Source organism: Aeromonas aquatica, from assembly GCF_000764655.1.
Taxonomy (GTDB): Bacteria; Pseudomonadota; Gammaproteobacteria; order Enterobacterales; family Aeromonadaceae; genus Aeromonas; species Aeromonas aquatica.
Genome location: NZ_JRGL01000148.1, coordinates 1 through 2442, shown reverse-complemented (window position 1 = coordinate 2442; position 2442 = coordinate 1). Strand labels below are relative to the sequence as shown.

The 2442-nt window shown below is 48.7% G+C and carries 2 protein-coding genes; one reads left to right on the top strand and one right to left on the bottom strand.

The features are described from left to right. The first annotated feature begins 616 nt into the window (after positions 1–616). The gene (locus LG30_RS0118725) at positions 617–1960 is read left to right on the top strand and encodes a carbohydrate porin (RefSeq protein ID WP_033132211.1); all 1344 of its coding nucleotides are present in this window, start codon (positions 617–619) and stop codon (positions 1958–1960) included. Positions 1961–2101: 141 nt separating this feature from the next. On the opposite strand, the gene LG30_RS22250 is transcribed toward LG30_RS0118725, so the two are convergent. Continuing rightward, positions 2102–2442 (bottom strand): hypothetical protein (locus tag LG30_RS22250; protein ID WP_033132210.1); only part of this gene is annotated, 341 nt, incomplete at its 5' end.

Genomic DNA, 2442 nt, shown 5'->3' with positions numbered 1-2442 from the left:
AGATGAATACCAATTGGTCGCAAAATAACAAAGACCAATTTTGGTATCTACCACAATTTCACCAAAGTGTGAGGGCGATTGCAAAACCCCGTCAAACCCGCGATTCAGATGATACTCAGCCATCACCATCACCACTTTCATGCCCGGGAGATCCCTGCGACACCCTGCTATACGGTCAACAGCACCCCTTATATGGATATTTTTATCAACACACAAGATCTATTTTTATATGAATAAAATCATGACTTTAGATAATCTTCGATCGAGTACAACCAAGAGGTAAAGTACTGCCTGACACCGTCTGGATTCATCAGAACCTTTCTGTGGAATGCTCTTCCCCATCACTTTTCGTCATTTCCCATCGGATGAAATTTTGCTTTCGTTCGAAGACAAGCCCCTGACTGTGATTGTGCTCACGATTATGTAACAGAGTGTTTCAATGAAAATATTGGTCTGATATGTTGATACCAATCTGAAGGGGGAGGCCAAAGAATGAGTCCGAACCTTGAGGTCAGGATACCGATATACGGCGCTTAATCGGCCGTTCAACGGATCTAGGTTGCTGCCTTTGCCAAGGCTGGGTGAGTCACATAACTAATGATAGGGATTTAGAGTTATGAAAAAATCGATCTGTTACACCATGGTTGCCGCTGCTCTCGCCCTCGGGGCAACGAATAGCATGGCGGCCGAGGGAACAACGACCGCTGACGTTCTGGCCACAGCAGCCAAGAACATTGATTTTTTTGGTTATTTTAGAGCCGGTGTTGCGGGTGGTGCCGATGGCAGCATGGAAAACAACATTGGCGGTGACTCTTTCGAGAAAAATAAAATAGGCCGTATCGGCAACGAGTTTGACAACTACGCCGAGGTCGGTTTCGGAACCGAGCTGTATAACGAGAATAATCGCTCCGTCTACGTACAAACCATGTTCAACATGTGGGACGGGGATACCAACAGCAGTACCGACGATAGCCCCTTTGGCTGGGAAAACATGAACATGCAGTTACGCAACTTCATGGGCTTGGGCGAAACCTCATGGGCGGGTATCCGTCAATACAAGAGCAATTACTACATCGATACAACCGACCACTATTACTGGGGTCAGACCACCGTTGGTGCCGGTGTCGAGGATATGAAGGTTGGCCCGGGCAACCTCTCCCTCGCCGTACTGCATCGGGATCTCGATGGCGTCATTCACAATCCGAGCATCGACTCTGAAGAAGGAGCCCTGGAGGGCACCCTCATCGATGCCATGAACTACGAGATCCTCTATGACAATCTCTCTGTCTGGGAGAAAGGCACTCTGGCAATGGGCTACAGGTTCCTCCATGCCGACCCAACAGACGCCCAAATCGACAATCCGGAACTGGGTGAACATGATTACGCCGATGGCCATGCCTTCCTGGTCGAACTCAAACAGGAAATTGGCGAATCTGGCTATAACCGCACTGTGCTGCAGTACTATCTGGATGGCTCGGCCCTGCAAGGCGTCCAATTTGGTGCGGCCGACGTGTTGAATGGGGAAGTGAAAGACGGTTCAGGGTTTGCCATCCGCAACTTTGGCGCGATCCCGCTCTCTGCTGATTGGGACTTTACCCATGTGCTCACTTATGCCGAGGCCGATAGCGTCGAGCAGTGGAATGGTGACGAGGGAGATGGCTCCAGCATGGCCGTCAACGCCGGTGTGGTTTATCACTGGTCGGATATTACCCGCACCTATCTCGACGCTGGGTACTTTCAGGACGACAAGAGCGTCAACAATACCGACTATGACCGCAGCGGTTCCAAAGTCACACTCGCTCAAGCATTGTCCTTTGGCCGTGGCGAGCCTGAGTTGCGTGTTTACACTTCCTATCTGGACAGCGATAACAGCAACTGGGACGACACCACTCATAGCTTCGAAGGCCATAACAGCGACGATACCTGGGCCGTTGGCGCCATGGTCAATGTTTGGTGGTAAAGGTCTTATCGGTTAACCCTGTTGAGCAGGGCGACTCGGTAATTTGATGTATATCAGATAAACAACCCTACCAGAATATCTGCAACCGGAAACCATATTGTGGTGCGCTCATCCGCTAGCTGGATGAGCGCATATACCGCGTCAAGCAATTCGTAATTTTATTTTAAAATCAAAGGAAATAAACATGAGCATAATGAGCAACGGCTTTGCGCTTAATAAAACATACATGTTGGTTCTTGTTGCAACCCTGGGTTTGAGCGCATGTACTGATTCCAGCTCTGACTCCAATTCTGATGCTGCCCCCAATTCTGGCGCCAACTCAAAACCTGACCCTGGCTCTGATTCAAATTCCAATTCCAATTCCAATTCCAATTCCAATTCCAATTCCAATTCCAATTCCAATTCCAATTTTGACTCTAATTCCAATTCAGATTCTGACATTGTTGTCGTGAAAGATAACAGTAACTGCGTCACAGTTACGT